Here is a 22,212-nt window from a genome sequence, read left to right on the forward strand (position 1 = left end):
AGCAAGCTCCAGTTCCTTTTTTGGACTGGTTATCTTTGTTGCTTAGTGCGGGCGTAGTTTAGTGGTAAAACCTCAGCCTTCCAAGCTGATGATGCGGGTTCGATTCCCGCCGCCCGCTTTTATAATTATTTTAAGTGGTCAAAGACTCTTGAAAATCTTTTGACATCAACAAAACGAGACTTCTGCTTTCTATTTCCACCTCATGCTGATTAGAGATTTTTTCATTGAAATGGTTTTCTAAAAAGCTTGTGTCAATAACCTTAACCCAAGATGAAATTGGCTTAGGCAATTCGAATTTCATTGATTTTTCATATCCATTTAAACCAAACCATATTGCAGACCCTTTGTCCTCTTGGTTAATGCTATAGCAAATTGTGTGTGACCAACTGCTCCAATCTGGAGCATTAACTTTTACCCCATGCCATTGCAACCAAAAGCCCTCAGCAGATTTGCTCCTATTAGGCTCTAATCCATGAGTCTTTTCAGGGCTAAATATTGCCAATAAATCCTTCCTAATGTTTATCAGTTTCTTTACAAAATCTCTTAATTGATAATCACAACTATCTTGATCCCAAATCATCCACCCCAGCGAATTATTTTGGCACCAAGTATTATTATTACCTCCCTGACTTCTTCCAACTTCATCTCCCATTAACATCATTGGAATTCCAGGCGTCAAAATTAAGTTTGTTAATAGATTTCTTTGCTGTCTACTTCTAATATTGTTTAAGTATTTTTTTGTAGTAGGTCCTTCTATGCCATGGTTCCAACTGTTATTATGATTTTCTCCGTCTCTATTATTTTCTCCATTAGAAAGATTATATTTTTTATTAAAGCTTACTAAATCAATCAGGGTAAATCCATCATGTGAAGTTATAAAGTTAATTGATTTCTTAACAGAGTTTTCATTGTCTTTATAAATTTTTGGGCTTCCCATAAGCCTATCTTTTAAAGGCCATGTAGTATCTTTATCTCCTTTCCAAAACTTCCTTAAATCATCTCTAAAGTGCCCATTCCAAGTACTTATTTTTTGGGCAGGAAAATCAGCGAGACGATAGAGTCCTCCACAATCCCATGGTTCACTAATTAGTTTTATCTCACTTAAAAAAGGATCAGATTCAATTTCTTCAAATATGGGAGGAAAATCAAGCGGTGCTAAATCTTTACCTCTGCTCAAACTTATACCTAAATCAAACCGAAAGCCATCAACTCCAAGCTCATTAGCCCAGCATCTTAAAGATTCAAGTATTAATTGTCTTGCAATTGGTTCATTTGCAGCAATTGTATTCCCGCATCCAGTTACATCTAAAAATTCTTTTTTATCGTTTATATGATAATAGGATGACTCCCCAAACCCCTTCCAACTAAGGAGAGGTCCATCTCCATTCCCTTCAGTTGTGTGATTGTAAACAACATCTATAAAAACTTCTATATGATTGTCATGGCATGTTTCAACAAGTTTTCTGAATTGATCTCTTGCAGTAAGAGGGTGTGCTCTTGAGACAAAACCTTGATGAGGTGTAAACCAATTAATTGGACTATATCCCCAATGATTTTCTAATCCAAATGGCGAATCTGAAGGGTCAAATGAAAAAACAGGCAATAGTTCAATTGCCGTAATTCCAAGATCCTTTATATAAGGAATCTTTTCCATCAAGCCAAGGTAAGTGCCTCTTTTCTCATTAGTTACCCCAGAGGCTAAGTCTCTTGTAAAGCCACCTACATGCAGTTCATAAATAATTGTGTTGTTCCATGAGTGCCTAGGTCTAGGGTGATCATTGAAATTAAATTGTGCCCTTTCACAAACAACTCCTTTCAAACAATTACTTGGATTGGGCAATAAGTTTGATTGTGCTGGATTTCTCTGAAAAGCATCCCAACCTGCGATTGACCTTGCGCATGGGTCTAACAATATTGACTCAGTGTTAAAGTTATCTCCTACAACAGTTTCTAGTTCATAAACTCTATATCCATAATAGCTCCCTATGGTGACCCCTTCAACCTCAATATGCCAATAGTCTCCTGATTTGTTTTCTTTGTTGAGATAAATAATTTCTATAGGCTGGCAATCATTTTCCTTTTCAAATAATAAAAGCTCTATACGAACAGCATTTGGAGCTGCAACCGAGAAGTTAACTCCTCTTTTAGTTATTGTGCTTCCAAGCGGATAAGCAGTGCCTAGGTTGGTTTTTAGCACTGAGATGACTTATTTTTACAATGCGCATTAATTACAAGCTAATGGCATAGTTATTTTTAGCAACTTCATATCTTCATTGTTTGAGTGAACCTGAGTAATTCAATGGAAAAGGTCAGAGATTGGCTTTGGATGTTTCCTTCCAAAAAGAATCCTAAGCGTGCAAGTTCATGGTGGCTAAATTGCAAACCAGAACCTGTATTAATAGATTGTCCTGAGTACAACTCAGAAGTTATAAATGATCTAAAAGAGTTGGCTGGCAAATCTAATCCGAAAATACTTTTAACCAGCCGTGATGGTCACAATGATGTTTCTAAAGTCAATAAATCACTTGGTTGGTCAGTTGTTGTTCAAGAACAGGAATCTTATTTACTCCCAGGAATTAAAAATCTAGAAAGTTTCGCGAATGAACTTATTACGCTCTCAGGGTTAAAGCTTCTTTGGACTCCTGGACCATCACCTGGAAGCTGTGTTGTCTATGCCCCTTCCCCTTGGAATGTGCTGTTCTGCGGACGTTTGTTAATTCCCGTATCAAGAGATCGTATGAAAAATTTACGCGCCAAAAACACTTTTCACTGGTCCATGCAACAAGAAAGTCTGATCAAATTGCGAAAGTGGCCTCCTGTGAAAAGCTGTCCATCACTAGTTTTTGGAGGAATAGAGGGGTTGTTCGATACTCATCTGATAATGCCATGGGAGGCTTGGGACCCCAATGATGAATAGTTAAACATCCATAAAATTTTTGTATAAAGCATTGCACGGCCTTACTTTTCTATTGCCGGAAGTGCTTTAGCTCCATACCATTAGCGGGATCGAGTATTTGTTAATTAACTTACCTAAGTTGGTTTTCGTTTACTCTCTGCTACAACACACTTATCCAATGAACAAAGCAGACTTAGTTAATTTGGTTGCAGCTCGTACAGAGCTAACTAAGACAGACGTGGCACTTGTTGTCGATGCTGCCATAGAAACAATTGTTGACTCAGTCGTGGAAGGCAAAAAAGTCTCCATACTAGGGTTTGGCTCATTTGAGCCTCGTGATCGTTCTGCCCGTCAAGGATTAAATCCCAAGACAGGTGAGAAAATCAAAATACCAGCCAAGCGCGTTCCTGCCTTTACAGCTGGAAAGCTCTTCAAGGATCGTGTTCAGGGCTGATTTAAGTTCTGATAGAAAGGTTATTCGGTTAACTTTGAACTAAATAACTTTAATAGGGGCTCATATTTTGAGCCCCTATTTTTCAATGTACAAGCTCCTGAAAAGGGATTTGAAAACAAATAAAAAGGTTAAATTCCTCTCTTCTCTAAAGAAATGAATGATCAACCCAAACCAAATCTATTTAGTAATTTTCTAGATATTGAGGTCCGTAAACTATGAACAGCTCTTTAAGAGGGATATGAAATATTAAATTATTTTCATAAAAATAAGGGCTAAAACTATCTAAAAAATAAGCTATTTTATAGAATCCCATAAAGAAATAACAGGCTTTCCTCCTCTGTTTTGCTTGAGTTGCTTGGAAGAATCAAAAGCTATAGAATTTAGTTAAGAAATAAATCCAACAAGTCATTAAGCATTTCCGTATAATTGGTTATGAGTTTTATAACTACTAAGAAATACTTAAAAGGTTTATTTTACTTAAGTTTACTTTTCTCATACTTGTTTTTTTCTAATGTACCAAAAACAACACCTCACCTTAAAGCTGAGAGTTTAAAAAAAGATTTAATAAAATCCATAGCATCTGAATGCTTCACTTCGTTAAATAGAGATATATGTAGTGAATCTCTTGTTGAAATTGAAGAGTTGCAATTATTTGCAGGTTCACAAGCAAATTATTCATGCCAAACAAGATTATTAGGAATGGAAGCTAAATTAATAATGACTATCTTCAATATGCCAAAAGGAAAGTTCAATATTAAGGAGCTTGAAGATATCAAAGCTCATTGTGGCTTTCTCTACTGAATCGAAGCAAAGCTTTAAGCAAACCAAGATAGTTTTGAATTATTGAGTTTTACGCTTGCCTATGATTTTAAATAGGTTTTACTGCTAATTGTTATAAGAGATAGACACATCAATCAAATGGGAAGCAATCAATCACCTAATGATGATTCTAAGCAGAAAAAAGATCCTGAAACTTTTCTGAAAAACTCAAAAGCCAAAAAAAGCAATGTTGCTTCAAAAAACAATCCCGAAGCTTCTAGCAGAGAGGTTTTAATTAAGGTAGGCGGGTTTGAATATAAAACGCCAACCAAGAAAACAAGGGTTTTTCTAGGCTCACTTGTTTTAGGTTTGAATATAATTCTTGTTTTAGCTGTATTGCTCTATTTCTATAACCCTTCCTTTCAAAATTTTATCTATAATGTAGGTAGAAATTAGCTCTTGTGTTTTATTTTAAACGACCAAAGATAGAGCAAGAATTAAAAATAAGATAAAAAGAAAAAAATCCCAATTAAAAAGCCCTGCTTTTAAACAGGGCTTTTTGTGAGATGTTCTTAGGAAGTCTTTCCTAGTTTCGACTCCAAGAGAATCTCAACTCCTCACTTAGTTATTATGCACTACTTATTTAGATTTCAAGCCCTAAAGATGCAACTACATCAACTGTCACTGTGCCAGTTGATAACCAGAAACAATACTTAAGTCTTCATCAACAAGAGTCTGGGAAAGAGTCATCAAAAATCATTCAATACATTAATGAGTTGTTTGTAAAAGCGAACATCCATTTCGCTAATAAGCTAAATAAAGAGCAATAAGTTCTTAATTAGCTTATTTCCTTTTTAGTAAGACAACTCTTTGAGCAAAAATTCCTTTTATAGTAATATCTATTTAATCCCCCAAAATATTGCTTAAGGATGAAAATATTATTTATAACCTCTTCATTTTTTCTTTTAATAATTTTAATATTTACCACTGGATATTTTAATCCTGAATTTAAATCTGCGTTTGAAGCAGATCAACAATGCCATTTTGAAATGTCAAGTCTTATTAGCGAAATGCCTGAATTGGGATGTGATCATGATATTGAAACAAGACAATGGATCCTATTCAACCCTGGGACTTCTAATCAGCCTGCAGAAGTCGTCAAGCGATATCGATATTAATCCGAATCTCCTCCAAACTTTTTTGAAACTGGCTTGAAAATAAGTATTGCTATAACAGATGAACCAATTCCTGAAATGATAAAAGTCAAGTACTGACCTAATGAACCTGCATCATAAAGGCCTTTTTGTAGCAAAGGATAATCAATTAGAGACCCAATGGTTCCCCATGCAATTACTACTAAGGAGACATATAAAATACCAAACCAGTCTTTTCTTTGCATTTTCTAATAATGACTAATTAATAGCATACTTTATTAAAGAGTGGTTTTACAATTAAACATCAATTAATACCAAAAATTGCAGTTGTAACAGGCTTACCTGCAAATGCTAATTCTGTCAAAACTAGCATTAAGAATCCAATCATGGCAGCCCTAGAGTTAACTAGTTCTGCATTCTCATTAAACCCAAAAACTTTCTCAACTTCTTTATCATCATTATCTAACCATTTTGCGTTTGGCAAAGGGTCGTTTTTTTTAGTCACATCTTTGTCCTGCAATTCGCCTTTCTCTTGATGATCAACCATTTGTTTTTCTGGTTTTAATTCCTGTGAATTTTATTTGTTTTTCTAAGTTTAGGCAATTTCTTTTTTCGTTTCTTGACCATTTTTTTTGCTTTTCTTATATAACGAGATTTTTCTGAAGCATAAAGCATGAATCCAAATATAGAGATAACAGTAATAACAAGAAGTATTAGCAGATAATTATTCATCATTTTAATGTGCTCATGAATTATTTTATGAACTAATTAAATTAAGTCAAGCTTATTACATAGACAGCCACTCAAATAAATATTAGGCATATGCTCTTCCGAGAATAGTTCTGCCTTTTATTAAGTTAGAATTTTAAATTCAACTATCTATTTATTATTTTCATTGTCATGAGGCAACAAGTTACATTAATTAGGTAACTAGTCCTTTAAAGTCTTAAGAGCTTGGATTGTTTTTTTTTATTGTTAATAAGCATTTATGAACTCTTAATCAGAGTATTCTCGCAACTGAAAAGCAATGGATGCAATGCCTAATCTCATCGACCTTTCATTCTTGATACCACTATCCCCACTTATATCAGCTTTTATCATTGCTATTTTACTTGCATCTTTTAATAGAACAATGAATAGGCTTACAAAGCCCGTATCTTTTTTATTAATAAATAGCATTGTGATATCAACCTCTTATTCTGCACTTTTATTTTTTAAACATGTGTCGGGAGCATTGGAATTGAATCCTTTGGGGTTTATCAATAAAAACTTGGGTATCGTATTAATTTTAAACAACAGCTCTGAGATATCAGCTATTTCAATAGGCCTAATTGCTTTACTTATAATGTTTATATCTTATAATAAGCTACCTAGATCAAAAGGATACGTACTATATTTAACCTCCATATCTTCTGTTTTTGGATTACTTTTCATATTTATTCTAAGCAATAATTTCTTAAAAATTATTCCTTTTAACTTTTGATAAGATCTTATCAAGCCAAATCTTAGTTATTTCTCCAACTAAAAGTCTTATCACTTATTAATTTTCTTTGACCTTTATGAATGATTTGCCGAAGAAAATTGCTTTAGTGCATGAATGGTTTACCCCTAAGTCTTGTGGAGGTGCTGAGCAAGTAGTTCGTTCAATAGATAAAATCATTTCTTCTTCTTTAGGTGTTACCCCTGACTTATTTTCACTAGTTGATGGTGAAAGCTCTAGGAAGGAAAGTTGGTTATATAAACGATTTATACGAACAAGCCTGATTCAAAGTTTGCCATTTGCTACCAAAAATGTTCAAAAATACTTACCCCTTTTGCCATATGCAATTGAACAATTGGATTTATCTTCTTATCCGTTAGTTGTTAGTAGTAACCACCTTGTTGCCAAAGGTGTTCTAACTTCTCCAGATCAGTTTCACCTAAGTTATATCCATACTCCAGTGAGATACGCATGGGACCAAATGAATGTTTATTTGCAAAGATCTATTTTAAGCAAAGCAGGGCTTGAACCTATTATTCGTTGGCAATTGCACAAGTTAAGGCAATGGGATCAATTAAGTGGAGCAAGAGTTGATTATTTATTAGCAAATTCTCGTTTTACAGCCAGAAGGATTGAGAAATATTGGAGACGTGAATCAACAGTCGTTCATCCCCCTGTTGAAGTTGATAGGTTTAGATTTGATGAAGATAGGGCGGATTACTATCTTTGTCTTTGCAGACTTGTCCCCAATAAGAAAGTTGATTTAGTTATCCGCGCATTCAATGTGCTTGGGCTCCCCTTGATAGTTGTTGGAGATGGGCCGGAAAGGGCACATTTAAATCGGATAGCAGGTCGGAATATCAAACTTTTAGGCTATCAACCAAAAGAGAGCGTAGAAAAATTGATGCAGAAATGTAGAGCCTACGTATATGCCGGCGTAGAGGACTTTGGAATAGCTCCTGTGGAAGCGATGGCCGCAGGTGCTCCTATAATTGCTCTAGGAAAAGGTGGTTTGCTTGATACAGTTAAATGTGCTAGCAAAGGGATTCAATCTGCAACTGGTGTCTTATTTAGAGATCAAACAGTAAGTTCTTTAATAGATGCAGTTACATGGTTTGAAGATAAAAAGATATGGGCTAAAATGAGTCCCGAATTTATAAATAGCTGGGCAAAAACATTTAGCCCTCAGAATTTTTATAATCGTTTTGAATTTGTTTTAAAGCAATCATGGGAAGATCACTTAAAAAAATGCTCTATTGCATCGGCTTATAATGATTACCCTAAGGATTGAGCACTCACTTGTTATTATTTTGCAAGAATTTTCATGCGACAGATTATTTCATGAGTATCAATTCGTTTGTTAAAAAGAATAAAACGGATTTTTATGAAGACTCTTCTGAAAAATCACCTTTTTCCCCAGATGAGCTTTCTACAGATGAATTGCTTAAAAAGCAAAGTGCATATGATAGAACATTAAAAAGAACTGGCGACATCATATTCTCTTTATTTGTGCTTATTTGTGGAGCACCTTTCTTTCTTCTAATAGGTTTATTAGTAAAGCTTAGTTCACCTGGTCCAATCTTTTACTTGCAGAAAAGATTGGGTAGAAATTATCGTTATTTTGGATGTATTAAGTTTAGGACTATGCATTCGGAAGCCGAGAGTTTACTTGAAAATCTTCTAGATAGAGACCCTTCACTAAAGGCTGAGTTTGAAAAAGATTTCAAGCTTCGCAATGATCCCAGGATTACGCCTATAGGCAGGTTCTTAAGATTATCCAGCTTAGACGAACTCCCACAATTCCTAAATGTTCTTAAAGGCCATATGAGCATTGTTGGACCAAGGCCAATAGTAAAGGATGAGGTAAAGCGTTACGGTGCTTATATGAAAGAAGTTGCTTCAGTCAGGCCTGGTATAACAGGACTTTGGCAGGTTAGTGGCAGGAACAATTTAACTTACAGAAGAAGAGTCATGCTTGACATTTTATATGTCAGGAAGAGAAGCTTCATTATAGATTTAAAAATATTCTTTAGAACATTTGGGGTCCTTCTATTCCCTAGAGATAGAGGTGCTTATTAATTATGCTAATACTAAATATAGGGTACTAAAAACAGAAACCCATACAATCTGAAGTTTAAGACTTAAGTTTATAACTTTTTTTATACTTTTAATATTTGCTTTAGGTGCATTTTTTGCCAGAAGTGGCTTAAAAACATTCTTACCTTTATATGTATTCATCCCACCCATTCTAATACCAGCGCAATGAGCAAATATTGCTTCTGAAATGCCAGAGTTTGGAGACAAGTCCTTACTACCATCAATCCATGCCATTTTGATTAAAGATTGTGCTTTAGAGAAACTATGGCTAATAAAAGGAAGTGTAATTAACACTAATCTACAGGGCAAAAAGGTAAGGGTATCATCTAATCTTGCTCCTGCTTGACCTAGCCACAAAAGGTTCCCTTCCTTATATCCAATCATTGAGTCAATAGTGCTACTGGACTTAAAAAACCAGACCATCGATAAAGGCCCAGGAAATACAGGTGAGAGTTTCCATAAAAGCATTCCTATCATCATCCAAAACAAAGGCGCAAAAATTCCATCTATTGCATTTTCACTAATAGACTCTGCAGTAGCCCTTAATATTTCTTGTCTGTCTAGATTCTCAACATCTCTACCAACAATATGAGTTAATTTTTTTCGAGCTCTTTGTATATGATCTATAGAGTCAGATTCATTTAATGCATTAATTATATTGAAAGCACTAATAAAAAGACTTTTTGATGCTAAAGAACTTGCCAATGCTAAAATTAAAATCAAAAAGATTATTTGCCTTGGCATAAGGGAAGAGTTCAAGAAAAATAATTGTTCTAAAAACCAACAACAAAGAGTACTTAGTCCAGTAACTAAAAATGTTATTAGCGCTCCCCCAACTCTTAAGTAAAAGGTGTTTCCACCAGCAAAGAATTCAACCTTTTTCCTGAGAAAACTTATTAGGCATCCAATTATCTCTACTGGATGAGGGATAAACCTTGGATCCCCAATCAGTAGATCTATTAAGACTGCTCCAAGAAGTAGCGTGATGTTAGTAATCAGTCAGTTTTTAGCCAACTAAACATTGCCCTAAGGCCTTTCCCAACTTTTTCTATTGGTAAAGATGCATCTTCATTTCGAATTCTTTTCATCTCGGGCTTCCCTGCTTCACATTCTTCCACGAAATTTTTAGCAAAAGTTCCATCTTGTATATCTGATAGTATTCGCCTCATTTCTTCTTTTGTCTCAGATGTGATTAATCTTGGACCACTAACATAGTCTCCGTATTCAGCAGTATTTGAAATTGAATCACGCATCGCAGTCAAGCCACCTTTAACCATTAGATCAACAATTAACTTGACTTCGTGAAGACATTCAAAATAAGCCAGTTCAGGTTGATAACCAGCATCAACAAGCGTTTCAAAACCAGCCTTTACTAGTGCAGAAAGTCCGCCACAAAGAACTGCTTGCTCACCAAATAAATCAGTTTCAGTTTCTTCTTTGAAATTAGTTTCCAAAATCCCCGCCCTTGTGCCGCCAATACCTTTTGCATATGCCATTGCTAGCCCCCTAGCAATACCTGAAGCATCTTGTTCTATTGCAAAAAGCGCTGGGACCCCTTGACCATTCTGAAATTCCCAGCGAACAGTATGGCCTGGACCTTTTGGTGCAATCATTACCACATCTACAAAAGAAGGAGGATCAATAAGTCCAAAACGAATATTAAAACCATGCGCAAAACTAAGGACTTTTCCAGGTTTTAGATGAGGAGCTATCTCTTTTATATATATATCTTTCTGAAATTCATCTGGGACCAAAATCATTATCCAGTCAGCTTTAGCTGATGCCTCGGAAACACTTAACACTTCCAAGCCATCTGCAGTAGCCTTACTTGCAGATCTGCTGCCCTCATAAAGGCCTACAACAACTTCGATCCCACTGTCTTTAAGGTTTAGTGCATGAGCATGGCCTTGTGAGCCATAACCAATAATCGCCACTGTCTTGTTGTCAAGAAGATTGAGATCTGCGTCTGAGTCGTAAAAGAGTTGAGCCATCCGAATGTTTTGTTGAGGTCCTTTAGGGCCAAGCTAAAGAAGTTAAATTATAAATAAGAAAGCTATTGATAAAAGACTTTTTTAAAATTAGGTAGGGTTTGTGGTCAAATAGTTAAAAGATTTTCAGAAAGCTGAAAGCCTTCTTTAAAAATAATTAAGCCTCACTAGGATGAGCAATCACTTTATCAATAAGTCCATACTCTTTTGCTTCTTTTGCACTTAAGAAATAGTCTCTATCGGTATCCCTTTCGATTTTCTCAAATGATTGGCCAGTGATTTCAGCCATCCTTTTGTTCAAATCTGCTTTCATACGAATAATCTCTTTTGCTTCTATTTCTATATCGCTTGCTTGCCTTTGACTGGTTCCACCTAATGGCTGGTGAATCATAATTCGACTATGTGGCAAGGCTAAACGCTTGCCCTTTGTACCCGCTAACAACAAAAATGCGCCCATTGAAGCAGCAAGACCAACGCAAATTGTAACTACATCACTCTTGACATATTTCATAGTGTCATAGATAGCATTTCCAGCACTAATCGAACCTCCTGGGCTATTTATGTATAAATAAATAGGCTTGCTACTATCTTCCGAATCTAGATACAACATTTGTGCAACAAGATTATTAGCAATCCCATCATTGACTTCTGAACCAAGAAATAAAATGCGCTCAACCGCAAGCCTTGTATAAATATCTACCCATCTCTCGTATTGACTTCCTGGAAGACGGTAGGGCACGCTTGGAGTTCCTATTGGCATGATGAAAAAGTAAAAAAATGTTTTTAAAGGTTTAGAAGTTAGAAGTGTTTGAGAAATTAAATTGTTGCAGGGGAATCTGGTAAGTCCTTTCTGCTAGTTAAGACTTTGTCTATAAGGCCATATTCAACTGCTTCTTGAGGGTTGAGATAATTTGGTCGTTGTGAATCCTTATCTAATTGCTCGATACTTTTTCCAGTATTACTAGCAAGGATTCCAAGCATTTCCTTTTTGTTATGCAAAACTTCCTTAGCACGAATTTGAATATCAGTTGCCTGGCCACTTGCACCACTTCTTGGTTGGTGAAGAACTATTGATGCATGAGGCAATGCAGCTCTTTGACCTTTAGAGCCAGCCGAAAGAATCACTGCCGCTGTTCCCATAGCTTGACCAATGCAAATCGTATGAATAGGGGGCTTGATATAGCTAATTGTGTCGCAGATAGCAAATGCCTCTGTCTCAAAACCAATTGCATCTCCAGTATGCCAACTGGTCCCTGTAGAATTTATGTAGAAATAAATAGGCTTTTCAGGGTTGTCAAATTCAAGGAATAACAGTTGAGCAATAATTAACTCAGTAACATCCATCCCAAGTTGCCTTTTAGCATCATCATCTGAAAACAAAGGGAGGCCAAGATAAACAATCCTCTCTTTAAGTAGTAGTGATGGCAAATCTGGAGGTGGGGTACGCATTACGGCTGATTCACCGTAATAAGGAGCAGAAACCGTCATATTGAACTAATTTGTCCAGAACTTGAGCCTAGCTATATCTAGCCAGAAGAAGCTTTCGTTTTGTCGGATTTGTTGGTAGGAGGATTTTTCTCAAGTTTGCCAAAGACCATTCTTCCAGTCGTAGTCTGTAATGCTCCTGTGACAATTACATCTAATCTCTGACCTAAGAATTTTTTTGCACTTTCAACTACCACCATAGTTCCATCATCCAAATATCCAACTCCTTGACTGTTTTCTTTACCTTCCCGAACTATTTTTAAAGATAATTTCTCACCTGGTTGAACTTCTGGACGAAGTGCTATTACTAATTCACTGAGATTTAAAAAACTTAATTCTTTAACCTGAGCTACTTGCGCCAAATTGTAATCAGCAGTAATCAAAACTCCATCTATATCTTCAGTTAATTTTAAAAGTTTATCGTCTGTTCCTCCACCTTCATACTTTGTGCTATTAATTACGAGTCTTTTTTTAAAACTTTCTCTTAGCTCTGTAAGTATTTTCAGTCCTCTTCTTCCTTTTGACCTTTTCTCAGCATTACTTGAATCAGCTAATTGTTGGAGTTCATCTATAACTGTTTGTGCAACTATAATTTTCCCTTCAATCAAGCCAAAACTCAAAAGAGCTTTTATTCTTCCATCAATAATTACACTCGTGTCAACAATTTTTGCACTTGCAGGGGTCAACAGTCCTTCTGCAACAAGAAGCGCTTCTGTACTATTTGGATTTAATAATCGAAGGAATGTTCTTCCATGAATTTCCGCAAGGTTATAGCCAAGTAGTCCAAAGAAAATATTACTAAGTACAGCAATTATAGGTTTCAAAAGAAATATTTCTTTGGGCAAGGGGAGAAGAAGTATTGGGGCTAAAACTAAATTTGCTATTAACAGTCCCAGGATTAAGCCAACCGATCTGCTCACTAACAAATCTGTTGGCGTCGTCTTGTTTTGTTGAGTGAGTTTTCTTCTTAGTTGTTGAAAAAAAATTCCTACTAAAAAAGTCAGAAGACCAGTTAAGGATCCTGCTATTATTTTTGATTCATGAATGGCTGGGAATTTCTCTAATATGATTGGAGGGAACAAGTCTGACCCAATCCAACCACTAGCAAATCCAGTAATAAAAAATAAAATCAGTATGAGGATCTCCACCATGGAATTAATTTGAGCCCTTCTTTTTGCTTTATGGAGAATTGTTCTTATTTAATCTATTGCTTTAGGAGAATATGGATAGCTTTGTGTATTGATTTATAAGTTAATTTGTGAATTATTCCCAAAGCGCTTATTTGCATATTCCCTTTTGTCATAGACGATGCTTCTATTGTAATTTTGCTGTTGTCCCTTTAGGCGATAGGGCTGATGGGGAAACTGGTCCAGGCAGTTCTTCTATTAAGGGATATTTAAATCTTCTATACAGGGATATTTCTTTAGCCCCAAAAACAGGAGCATTGTCAACTGTTTATATAGGGGGAGGAACTCCTTCACTATTAAGTGCTGCTCAAATAGCTGATTTGTTAGATCATTTACGCTTTCATTTTGGGATCCAATATGGTGCTGAAATTACACTTGAAATAGATCCTGCTAGCTTTGATAAGATTTCCCTAGAAGGCTATATAGCAGCAGGGATCAATCGCGTAAGTTTAGGCGCACAAAGTTTTGACAATAATGTTCTTTATGAATTAGGTAGAAGGCATACATTCGATCAATTAATTGACTCATGTAATTGGATTAATGAGAGTTTCAAGGAAGGAAGACTATTTAGCTGGAATTTAGATCTTATTCAAAATCTACCCAACCAAAATCTTGCCTCATGGAGTGAGCAACTTGTAAAAGCTATTGATATTTATCCTCCTCACTTATCTATATATGATCTTTCTATTGAGGAAGGAACAGTTTTTGCCTGGAAAATGAATAAAGGGGATTTGTGTTTACCTAATGATGAAATTGCTTCAGATATAAGCAAAATAACCAGCATGAAACTTAAAGAAGCGGGATACTCTCGTTATGAAATCTCAAACTTTGCATTGCCAGGCCATGCATCTCGTCATAATCGAGTGTATTGGAGTGGCGCTAATTGGTGGGGTTTTGGACAAGGTGCTACATCTTGTCCATGGGGAGAAAGGTTATCTAAACCAAGAACTAGAAATGCCTATAAAAAATGGTTAGAGATTGAAGAGTCAAAAGTTCATAAAAGCTCATTCAAAACAATTTATAAGCACAAAAACATCCCTTTAGATGACTTGTTAATTGTTGGTTTACGTCGAAGAGAAGGAATAGATTTGTACGAATTATTAGAAAGATTTGAATATAATAATTCTCAAATAAACTTCAATATAAGTAAATTGAAGCAAAGATGGCAATATGGCTTGAACATGGGTTGGATTAAGCAACGTGGATTCAGATTTCACCTAACTGATCCTGATGGTATGCAACTTAGCAATCAGTTCCTTGTCGATATGTTGTTGTGGTTGGACTCTTTAACTAATTCTCATTCTGCTGAAGCACCCAATCTTGAAGGGTATCAATAAATAACTTTCTTGCTTCTATTAAAGGCTTAGCAAAAGGTGGTTGTTTATCTGTAAGACCTAGTAAATCGGCAGTAACTCTAACTTGTCCATCACATTCCGCTCCGGCACCAATCCCTATTACAGGTATCTTCAAAGTTTTAGTTAACTTACCTGCCACTTTTGATGGAACATGTTCCAAAACCAATGCAAAACATCCAACCCTTTGAATTTCGGAAGCCTGATTGATCAATTTTTCTTGTCCTAATGAGTCCTCTGCTTGACGTTGATATCCAAGATTATTAACTGATTGTGGAGTTAGGCCAAGATGACCCATTACTGGAATGCCCATCCGAATCAGTCTTTCAATAACTTTTAAGACTTCAGGTTCAGCACCTTCAACTTTTACCCCAGCGGCACAAGAATGTTTGATTAAGTTACCAGCTGCTTCTACAGCCTTGTCTTCCCCACATTGATAACTCAGAAAAGGCAAATCGCAAATAACAAGAGGGTGTTTATTCTTGGGATTAGAAAACCCTCTGCCTACTGCTTGAGTGTGATGAAGCATTTGCTCAAGGGTAACTGGCAATGTGCTGCTATGACCATGAATAAACATTGCTAGTGAGTCTCCTACAAGAACGACATCCGCTCCTGCAGCTTCAACAATTGCTGAAGAAAGACTATCCCATGCAGTAAGCACAGTAATTTGTCTTCCGAGATCTTTAAAACGACTTAATTCCTTAGGAAGCATTTAGCTTGTTTGCTAAGAGATTTCTATTGCTAAACTTTAGGAGACTCGGACCCATGCGGCCTCGACGCCTAAATCTGGTCAGGACCGGAAGGTAGCAGCCAAAAAGGATGCTCGAAGCAGGCGTGGATTCCGGGTCACCTAAACTGAAGTGATAGCTTAGTTTTCAGGGTCGCGTCTAAGCTGTCTGAGTCGTAAAAATTCAGGGATGCTTGCTCCTGGCTCCTTATTTATCTTTTGCCGATATAGCGATTGAGGTGATAATTTGACTCCTGCTTTTTGGTTCCTATACGCTTGATTACCACTAAATCCAGTTGCTATAACAGTTACTTGAACTTCACCTTCTAGAGCTTCATCAATAACGGCGCCAACAATAATATTTGCTTCAGGATCTACTACATCGTAAATAATTTCTGATGCTGAGGTCATGTCTTCTAACGTCATATCTTTTCCTCCAGTAATATTAACCACACAACCTTTAGCACCATCTATACGTCCAGCTTCTAACAAAGGGCTATTAATTGCCGCTTGAGCCGCCTCAGCAGCTCTTGAGCGCCCAGATCCGATTCCTATACCCAACAAAGAAGTTCCCGCCTCAGTCATGACAGAGCGCACATCTGCAAAGTCTACGTTTACAAGGCCAGGGCATGTGATTATATCTGTTATGCCTTTTACCCCCATTCGCAAGACATCATCTGCATTTTTAAATGCTTCTTGAAGTGGGGCGCCTGAAATTGCGTCTTTCAGTCGATCATTAGGTATGACAATCAAAGTATCTACATTTTCTGTAAGTTTTTCTATACCTTCATCTGCTTGACGCATTCTTCTACGACCTTCAAATCCAAAAGGCTTAGTAACTATTGCAACTGTGAGGGCTCCGCATTGTTTGGCGACTTCAGCAACTACTGGAGCAGCACCAGTTCCTGTTCCACCCCCCATTCCAGCAGCTATAAAAACTAAATCAGCACCTTCCAATGATTGTTGAAGCTCTGCTCTAGATTCTTCTGCAGCCTTTTCGCCAATACTAGGGTTGCCTCCTGCACCTAATCCCCTGGTAAGAGTCTGTCCAAGCTGAACACGGTTTTCTGCTGATGATTGAAGCAAAGCTTGTGCATCCGTATTAAGAACTCTATAAGAAACACCTTGAAGATCACTAAGAATCATCCTGTTAACAGCATTACTGCCTCCACCGCCTACCCCAATAACCTCGATTCGGGCACTTTGACTCGGTTGAATGCTTTCGGTCCTAATTGGAGAACCTTGATTGTTTCCCATACCCATTACCATATCGAGAGAATTTAAATAATGATTTTTGGTGCATTATGAACTGCTTATGGAATTCTGTTCAATTTTTCAAGAAAGTCTCTTCTTTCTTTAAGAAGATAAATCAGAATTCACTGACTTTTGATCAAAGTCGAATCTAAATACTACATTCATCTCGATTTAATTTGCTTTGGTTAATTTGGTTCATTTGGCAAGAATAATTTTGGTTTCAAGGGGTTTTCTAAGTCCAGGATAGCGTCTGATCCATTAATTAATTCATTAGGTATGGATTTAGCGAGTTTAGCTACGGCAATTAACTGCTGTTTAAGGAAAGCAGATTTGTTACCTAAGTGGACAAACATAAATTTTTCAGTTTGAAGGCTGATATTCCCATTCAAGTTAAAGATAATTCTTTTAAGAGGAACCTTTAATTCCTTGTGATTGGTCAATATAAATGCAATCAATTCCTTGTTCTCTTCAGTCCATCCATCAACAATGATATTCGTTAATGGATCCATACCCTCCCCCAATTCAAAAATAGGTATCCAATAGCCTTCTTTATCTACCATTCCTTTTTCTTGTCCATTTACTCCTTTCCTTAAAGCAAAGGCTATTGGCTCTCTTTCTAGAATTTCTATATCAATACTGAGAGGTGCAATATTCCTTTTAATTGCTACTGCTTTGATTGGTAATTCTCTTAAAAGATTACTTTCAAGTTGTTTGGGATTTATTTCTAAAATAGCTTTTGGGAATTTAATCCCTGAAGCCTTAAGAATGACTTCTCTAGGGGTGTAAATAGCCCCTTTGATAATAATTTGCTGATTATTGATTGGCTCCCATCCATTAGAAGTCAAAAAATTACTTAGAAGAAAAGCAATTACAGAGAAACAAATAAATTGCCAAATTCTTATGATTTTTAAATTAGAAGGGTTCTTATAAGTTTTTTTGATCTTCGAAACTTTCATAAATCACATCGTGCTTTTCCCATCAATTGATCCATCCATTCACGCGCACGGTCAGCATCTGCAAATGGAACATCTATTTCTTTTCCGCATCCAATGAGACGTAATCGGCATTGACCTTGAGCCTCATTTGTTAACGGTGCTTCCCCAGAGCTAAGAGCCATAAGCTCCACTAATTCAAGAGATTTAATTTCAAAAGTCTCTTTTTCTTTAAAACTTCCTGCCTCGAAACTACTCCAACTAAGAATTCCTTGTCTTAGACGAGCAGCTCCTGATCCATCAAGCTTTGCTAATTCCGAATCTGCTGCCCAAGAACGATAAAGGGTTTGTCTTCTTCGCTCTAACCAGCCAAGTGCTGTCAGAAGGACAAAAACCAAAAGCAAAGGGAGCCATAACAAACCATGCATCATATTTTTAAAGCAATTTAAACAATATTGAAATCAAACTAATTTAATCTTTAGCGTTTTCCACCAACCTTGCCACAAGTTGTGAAAGATTAATTCCAGAAGCACCCCAAAGCATCGGGTACATACTTTGGGAGGTGAATCCAGGAAGGGTGTTGATTTCATTAATTAAAATAGATTGTTTATTCTCTTGATAAAAAAAATCTACTCTTGCAATACCCTCTGCTGAAATTGCTTTACAGGCTAAAAGAGATAAATTACGAACTTTATCTGAAATGTCTTGTGGTATTAAAGCTGGAATCATGATCTCAGCAGTGTTTGCAGAATACTTTGTTTCATAGTCATACCAATCTGAATTGAGCTTTATTTCTCCAACACACGATGCTGCAATCTTCCTCTTCCCTAGGACAGCACACTCAAGTTCCCTTGCATTAAGACTTTCTTCTATAACTATTCTTCGATCAAATTGAGCTGCAAATTTCAACCCTTTCAAAAGTTCATTTTTGTTATATGCCTTACTTACCCCTACTGAAGATCCAAGATTTGCTGGTTTTATAAAACATGGATATCCCAATTCAGATTCTATCTTTTGGATCAATAAACTTAGGTTGTTTTCCGATAACAGATCAATCGCATTGGCTGTGCAGTATCTAACTTGTGGCAACCCTTCTTTAGCAAAGGCTGCTTTCATAGCAATCTTATCCATTCCCAAAGCAGAAGCTAAGACCCCACTACCTACAAATGGTTTTCTTGTAAGTTTGAAGAAACCCTGAATAGTGCCATCTTCCCCATTAGGCCCATGAAGGACTGGGAACCACACTTGTATCCTTTGAGTCTCTACAGGCAACTCGGTTAAACCAATAGGAATCATTTCAAGTTTTTCCTTAGTACTTATGTCAATAGAGCCTTTTCTCAAAACCTCTTCTGATATAGAACTAGGAAGCCATCTGCCATCCTCATCAATATATAAAACTATCACTTCAAACTTATTTCTATTAGATTCATCTCTCAATGCATTAACAATAGTTTTTGCAGATTTAATTGAGACGTTATGTTCTCCAGACACCCCTCCAAAAACTATTCCTACTGATGTGATCTCACTTTCCATATAAAATCAAGTCACTATTTTTTCTATTTTCTTTTTCATTCTAAAGGAATCCCGCTTAATGAGAATGATCGTATTTCATTTATTTTCACTTTAACAAGATCGCCTGGTCTATATAAAAAGTTATTAGGCCCTTTTTTTCCAAAAAAAGTTAATCTATTAGTCCTAGTTCTACCCATTAGTTGATCCTTATCCTTAGGGTTAATAGCCTCAGCAAGAATTTCTTCTACTTTATTTTTATAGCGGTTGTTTCTATTTTTTGCTGTTTCTTCAACTAGATGATTGATCTTTTTCAATCGTTCTATTTTTATCTTTTCATCTAACTGATCAGGCCATGTAGCTGCTGGAGTATTAGGCCTTGGTGAATATGCAGCAGTATTAACTTGATCAAACTCAATCTCTTTAATAATATCAAGTGTTTGATTAAATTGTTCTTCTTTCTCCCCAGGGAAAGCAACTATTACATCAGCACTAATAGATGCATATGGCATGAGATCTCTTATCTTATCAATTATTTTTTTATATTTTTCAATCGTATATCCTCTACTCATCCTCTTAAGAACTTCATTATTACCACTTTGGAAAGGGATATGAAAATGTTCGCAAACTTTTGGCAATTCTGCACAAGCTTCAATCAATCTAGTTGTGAAATAACGAGGGTGACTAGTCGCAAATCTAATGCGTTCAATCCCTTGAACATCATGAATATAGTAAAGAAGATCAGTCAAGGTATTTTCCCTCCTGCCTGACGAGGAAATGCCCGGCAAATCTCGACCATAAGCGTCTATATTTTGTCCAAGCAAAGTAATTTCTTTAAAACCTCTACTAGCTAGACTTTCTATTTCGAATTTTATAGCTCCTGGCTCTCTTGATTGCTCTCGGCCTCTAACCGAAGGAACAACGCAGTAGGTACACCTTTCATTACAACCGTATATGACATTAACCCAACCGCATATATCGCTATCTCGCCTTGCCGTCGCAACATCTTCAAGTATTTGATATTCCTCCGTGGCTACAACTTGTTGCCCATTATCAACTTGTGAAAGCAATGTTTCCAGTCTATTTGCATGTTGAGGTCCCATCACAAGATCAAGCTCAGGGACTCTTCTTAAAAGAGACTCCCCTTCTTGCTGAGCTACACAACCTGCAACTATTAGTTTTAGATTAGGAGTATTTTTTTTACGTAAAGCTTGCCTTCCCAAGTAACTATAAACTTTTTGTTCTGCATTATCCCTAATAGTGCATGTGTTGTATAAAACAAGATCTGCATTCAATTCATTATCTGCTAACTGATAGCCCATATCTTCTAAGATCCCAGCCATTCTCTGAGAATCAGCTTTATTCATCTGACATCCGAATGTTGTAATCCAATAACTCCCTCTATTATTTCCAGAGGTTCTCAACTCACTATTAATAGGTAGTAACTTTGTTGATATCACAATGATAGAAGCTGCCTGAAGGTTGGATAAGATGCTTTCTTAATTTTCTCCATAAGATTTACTTTTATTTGTAATCTTTCATAAGATTCTATTAAATAAGGGCGAGCGAGGGGATTCGAACCCCCGAATAGCGGCGCCACAAGCCGCTGCCTTAACCACTTGGCGACGCCCGCCGCATATATACAAACTAACCAATTCTCTCTGCTTCATATAAATGTTTGCGCAAAAACAGACATCTTCTAATAATAATTTTCTTGAAGCACTTGTCCCTCAGAGCTTGATTGCCAGTATTAGGGATCTTTCTAATATCCAAACAACTAACGAAGGACTTTGTCCTATAAAAATCGATCTGGAACTTGGACGTATTCGAGAAATAACTTCTATTGAGAAAACAAGCCAATCTAATATGCCTTTGTTACTCCCTAGGCTTATAGAGCCACATGCTCACATAGACAAAGCATTTACATGGAAAGATTTTCCCAATTTATCTGGAACATATCAAGGTGCAATGAAAGCAAACCTTGAAGAACACAAAGATCGAACAAAAAAGAAAGTACGCACTAGAGCCAATAGATCTTTGCAATTAGCATTGCAAAATGGAGTAAGAGCTATGCGAAGTCATGTTGATAGCGTTGGGGAGATAGGCGACAAATCTTGGGAAGTCTTATTAGAAATCAAAGACGAGTGGAAGCCTTTAATCGAATTGCAACTTGTTGCTTTGGTCCCATTAGATTATTGGCTTACTTCAGAAGGGAAGGATTTGGCTCGCAAAGTAGCCGATGAAGGAGGGTTGCTTGGTGGAGTAATTGTTCCTCCTTATAAAAATAGACAACTCCGTAATTTATTGTTTAACTTTTTGGCTTTAGCAAATAATTTGGGATGTGCCATTGACTTACATATTGATGAGTCCGATATGCAACCAGCATGTGGCATCTGTGAATTACTTGATGTCCTCGATCAAGTGAAAATAGATGTGCCAATAACATGTAGCCATTTAAGTAGCTTAGGATTTCTTCCAAATCAAACTTTGGAAAGAGTCGCACAGAGGATAGCCAATCAAAAAATAAGCGTAATTGCACTTCCTCTTACAAATTTCTGGTTGCTTTCTCGCTACGAACGAAAGACTCCTACAAAGCGACCTTTAGCACCAATAAGTCAACTGCAAAATGCAGGTGTGACTGTTGCTATTGGCGGAGACAATGTACAAGACCCATGGAACCCAATTGGTGATTTTGATCCAATTGCTTTAATGGGTGCTTCATTACCTATAGCTCAAATTGCTCCATGGGAAAGACTAGGATTAGCGACATACACAACAGGGGCATCACAGATCATGAATCTTGAGTGGGATGGGCGTTTTCAAATTGGAAGTCCTGCAGACTTTGTTTTATTAAAAGCAGATTCTTGGTCTGGAGCAATGGCCAATCCCCCTGAGAGGAAAATAATGATTCAGGGGAACTGGATTGAATGAAAATTTA

24 protein-coding genes, 2 tRNA genes and 1 other RNA gene are annotated in these 22,212 nt (G+C 36.6%); 11 read left to right on the forward strand and 16 right to left on the reverse strand.

The genetic code is table 11. The features are described from left to right. The first annotated feature begins 47 nt into the window (after nucleotides 1-47). A tRNA-Gly gene (locus tag EV07_RS06260) sits at nucleotides 48-118 on the forward strand. A 12-nt stretch (nucleotides 119-130) separates the two neighbouring features. Here the strand turns inward: EV07_RS06260 and EV07_RS06265 are convergent. Next, a complete protein-coding gene (locus tag EV07_RS06265; protein ID WP_036918524.1) occupies nucleotides 131-2,197 on the reverse strand; it encodes a glycogen debranching protein in 2,067 nt (688 codons plus the stop codon). 102 nt (nucleotides 2,198-2,299) lie between these two features. Between EV07_RS06265 and EV07_RS06270 the strand changes: the two genes are divergently transcribed. The 5 genes from EV07_RS06270 (at nucleotide 2,300) to EV07_RS10130 (ending at nucleotide 5,287) form a co-directional block, all read left to right on the forward strand. Then, the gene (locus tag EV07_RS06270) at nucleotides 2,300-2,917 is read left to right on the forward strand and encodes a hypothetical protein (RefSeq protein ID WP_052043764.1); all 618 of its coding nucleotides are present in this window, start codon (nucleotides 2,300-2,302) and stop codon (nucleotides 2,915-2,917) included. A 136-nt stretch (nucleotides 2,918-3,053) separates the two neighbouring features. Next, the gene (locus tag EV07_RS06275; RefSeq protein WP_275040924.1) at nucleotides 3,054-3,350 is read left to right on the forward strand and encodes an HU family DNA-binding protein; all 297 of its coding nucleotides are present in this window, start codon (nucleotides 3,054-3,056) and stop codon (nucleotides 3,348-3,350) included. Between the two features lie 498 nt (nucleotides 3,351-3,848). Then, on the forward strand, nucleotides 3,849-4,151 hold the full coding sequence (locus EV07_RS09260; RefSeq protein ID WP_152557481.1) for a hypothetical protein: 303 nt from the start codon (nucleotides 3,849-3,851) through the stop codon (nucleotides 4,149-4,151). A 117-nt stretch (nucleotides 4,152-4,268) separates the two neighbouring features. Then, the gene (locus EV07_RS06285; protein ID WP_036918529.1) at nucleotides 4,269-4,565 is read left to right on the forward strand and encodes a hypothetical protein; all 297 of its coding nucleotides are present in this window, start codon (nucleotides 4,269-4,271) and stop codon (nucleotides 4,563-4,565) included. Between the two features lie 593 nt (nucleotides 4,566-5,158). Beyond that, nucleotides 5,159-5,287, forward strand: a complete 129-nt coding sequence (locus tag EV07_RS10130) for a hypothetical protein (RefSeq protein WP_275040921.1) — start codon at nucleotides 5,159-5,161, stop codon at nucleotides 5,285-5,287. Here EV07_RS10130 and EV07_RS06295 read toward each other — a convergent pair. The 3 genes from EV07_RS06295 to EV07_RS09910 form a co-directional block, all read right to left on the reverse strand. Further along, nucleotides 5,284-5,508 (reverse strand): membrane protein, encoded by a 225-nt coding sequence (locus EV07_RS06295; protein WP_036918534.1) that lies wholly within the window; start codon nucleotides 5,506-5,508, stop codon nucleotides 5,284-5,286. The genes EV07_RS10130 and EV07_RS06295 overlap by 4 nt on opposite strands. Nucleotides 5,509-5,567: 59 nt before the next feature. Next, nucleotides 5,568-5,810, reverse strand: coding sequence for a chlorophyll a/b-binding protein (locus EV07_RS06300; protein WP_036918535.1), 243 nt, complete (start codon nucleotides 5,808-5,810; stop codon nucleotides 5,568-5,570). A gap of 449 nt (nucleotides 5,811-6,259) precedes the next feature. Further along, entirely contained in the window at nucleotides 6,260-6,442 is a 183-nt protein-coding gene (locus EV07_RS09910; RefSeq protein ID WP_193742673.1) for a hypothetical protein, read from the reverse strand. A gap of 380 nt (nucleotides 6,443-6,822) precedes the next feature. On the opposite strand from EV07_RS09910, the gene EV07_RS06310 reads away from it, so the two are divergent. Both EV07_RS06310 and EV07_RS06315 read left to right on the forward strand, forming a co-directional pair. Then, complete coding sequence (locus EV07_RS06310; protein ID WP_036918537.1) at nucleotides 6,823-8,034, forward strand: glycosyltransferase; 1,212 nt, start codon at nucleotides 6,823-6,825, stop codon at nucleotides 8,032-8,034. Nucleotides 8,035-8,084: 50 nt separating this feature from the next. Continuing rightward, entirely contained in the window at nucleotides 8,085-8,822 is a 738-nt protein-coding gene (locus tag EV07_RS06315) for a sugar transferase (protein WP_036918798.1), read from the forward strand. Here the strand turns inward: EV07_RS06315 and cbiB are convergent, their stop codons facing one another. The 5 genes from cbiB to EV07_RS06340 form a co-directional block, all read right to left on the reverse strand. Then, a complete protein-coding gene (gene cbiB / locus EV07_RS06320; RefSeq protein WP_342626391.1) occupies nucleotides 8,823-9,839 on the reverse strand; it encodes an adenosylcobinamide-phosphate synthase CbiB in 1,017 nt (338 codons plus the stop codon). Continuing rightward, entirely contained in the window at nucleotides 9,836-10,831 is a 996-nt protein-coding gene (ilvC, locus tag EV07_RS06325) for a ketol-acid reductoisomerase (RefSeq protein ID WP_036918542.1), read from the reverse strand. The genes cbiB and ilvC overlap by 4 nt, the downstream gene beginning before the upstream one ends. A gap of 154 nt (nucleotides 10,832-10,985) precedes the next feature. Continuing rightward, the gene (locus tag EV07_RS06330; protein ID WP_036918545.1) at nucleotides 10,986-11,588 is read right to left on the reverse strand and encodes an ATP-dependent Clp protease proteolytic subunit; all 603 of its coding nucleotides are present in this window, start codon (nucleotides 11,586-11,588) and stop codon (nucleotides 10,986-10,988) included. A 56-nt stretch (nucleotides 11,589-11,644) separates the two neighbouring features. Further along, a complete protein-coding gene (locus EV07_RS06335; protein ID WP_036918547.1) occupies nucleotides 11,645-12,316 on the reverse strand; it encodes an ATP-dependent Clp protease proteolytic subunit in 672 nt (223 codons plus the stop codon). Nucleotides 12,317-12,354: 38 nt separating this feature from the next. Further along, nucleotides 12,355-13,464, reverse strand: coding sequence for a PIN/TRAM domain-containing protein (locus EV07_RS06340; RefSeq protein WP_036918549.1), 1,110 nt, complete (start codon nucleotides 13,462-13,464; stop codon nucleotides 12,355-12,357). Between the two features lie 107 nt (nucleotides 13,465-13,571). On the opposite strand from EV07_RS06340, the gene hemW reads away from it, so the two are divergent. Then, nucleotides 13,572-14,837 (forward strand): radical SAM family heme chaperone HemW, encoded by a 1,266-nt coding sequence (hemW, locus tag EV07_RS06345; RefSeq protein WP_036918551.1) that lies wholly within the window; start codon nucleotides 13,572-13,574, stop codon nucleotides 14,835-14,837. Here the strand turns inward: hemW and panB are convergent. After that, nucleotides 14,791-15,564, reverse strand: a complete 774-nt coding sequence (gene panB / locus EV07_RS06350; RefSeq protein ID WP_036918553.1) for a 3-methyl-2-oxobutanoate hydroxymethyltransferase — start codon at nucleotides 15,562-15,564, stop codon at nucleotides 14,791-14,793. The two genes, hemW and panB, sit on opposite strands and share 47 nt — an antisense overlap. A gap of 42 nt (nucleotides 15,565-15,606) precedes the next feature. On the opposite strand from panB, the gene ffs reads away from it, so the two are divergent. Further along, an RNA gene (gene ffs, locus EV07_RS09420) (signal recognition particle sRNA small type) lies at nucleotides 15,607-15,703 on the forward strand. 17 nt (nucleotides 15,704-15,720) lie between these two features. Here the strand turns inward: ffs and ftsZ are convergent. The 6 genes from ftsZ to EV07_RS06380 all read right to left on the reverse strand — a co-directional run bounded on the left by ftsZ (nucleotide 15,721) and on the right by EV07_RS06380 (nucleotide 20,907). Continuing rightward, nucleotides 15,721-16,842, reverse strand: a complete 1,122-nt coding sequence (ftsZ, locus tag EV07_RS06355) for a cell division protein FtsZ (protein WP_036918556.1) — start codon at nucleotides 16,840-16,842, stop codon at nucleotides 15,721-15,723. A gap of 176 nt (nucleotides 16,843-17,018) precedes the next feature. Next, nucleotides 17,019-17,789, reverse strand: coding sequence for a cell division protein FtsQ/DivIB (locus tag EV07_RS06360; protein WP_036918558.1), 771 nt, complete (start codon nucleotides 17,787-17,789; stop codon nucleotides 17,019-17,021). Continuing rightward, a complete protein-coding gene (locus tag EV07_RS06365; protein WP_036918560.1) occupies nucleotides 17,786-18,196 on the reverse strand; it encodes a hypothetical protein in 411 nt (136 codons plus the stop codon). Before EV07_RS06365 ends, EV07_RS06360 begins: the two co-directional genes overlap by 4 nt. 40 nt (nucleotides 18,197-18,236) lie before the next feature. Continuing rightward, entirely contained in the window at nucleotides 18,237-19,298 is a 1,062-nt protein-coding gene (locus tag EV07_RS06370) for a D-alanine--D-alanine ligase family protein (RefSeq protein WP_036918561.1), read from the reverse strand. Between the two features lie 35 nt (nucleotides 19,299-19,333). Further along, a complete protein-coding gene (gene miaB, locus EV07_RS06375; protein ID WP_036918564.1) occupies nucleotides 19,334-20,734 on the reverse strand; it encodes a tRNA (N6-isopentenyl adenosine(37)-C2)-methylthiotransferase MiaB in 1,401 nt (466 codons plus the stop codon). 100 nt (nucleotides 20,735-20,834) lie between these two features. Next, nucleotides 20,835-20,907 (reverse strand) — tRNA-His (locus EV07_RS06380). Between the two features lie 41 nt (nucleotides 20,908-20,948). Here EV07_RS06380 and EV07_RS06385 point away from each other — a divergent pair. Next, the gene (locus EV07_RS06385) at nucleotides 20,949-22,205 is read left to right on the forward strand and encodes an amidohydrolase family protein (protein WP_036918566.1); all 1,257 of its coding nucleotides are present in this window, start codon (nucleotides 20,949-20,951) and stop codon (nucleotides 22,203-22,205) included. Nucleotides 22,206-22,212: the final 7 nt, after the last annotated feature.

The organism is Prochlorococcus sp. MIT 0603 (assembly GCF_000760215.1).
Classification (GTDB): domain Bacteria; phylum Cyanobacteriota; class Cyanobacteriia; order PCC-6307; family Cyanobiaceae; genus Prochlorococcus_E.